1 pseudogene is annotated in these 356 nt (G+C 46.6%); it reads left to right on the top strand.

The features are described from left to right. Positions 1-356, top strand: a pseudogene (locus TZ48_RS23890) (transposase); the annotation flags it as partial.

Below are 356 nucleotides of genomic sequence, written 5' to 3'. Positions count from 1 at the left end.
CCGTCGACCTAAGGACGTTGAGGTTTCATTTAAAACCAAATCCAGAGGTGTGATACAGCATCTGGCCATCGACGCCACTGGTCTTAAAGTTTATGGCGAAAGTGAATGGAAGATCAAAAAGCATGGTACTGATGGGAAGCGCAGAGTCTGGCGTAAGCTACATTTAGCAGTAGATACCAGCACCCACGAAATAGTCGCAGCAGAGTTTAGTTTATCTAACGTTACCGATGCCGAAGTGCTTCCCAACTTACTCAAGCAGACACGTTGAAAAATCATTGAGATATCCGGTGATGGCGCTTAGGACACAAGACATTGCATGATGCAATACGCATAAAGCGAGCGGTTCCGCTCATCCC

The sequence above is a fragment of the Vibrio variabilis genome, from assembly GCF_003263785.1.
In the GTDB taxonomy this organism is placed as follows: Bacteria; Pseudomonadota; Gammaproteobacteria; order Enterobacterales; family Vibrionaceae; genus Vibrio; species Vibrio variabilis.
This window is presented reverse-complemented; position numbering and strand designations above follow the sequence as displayed.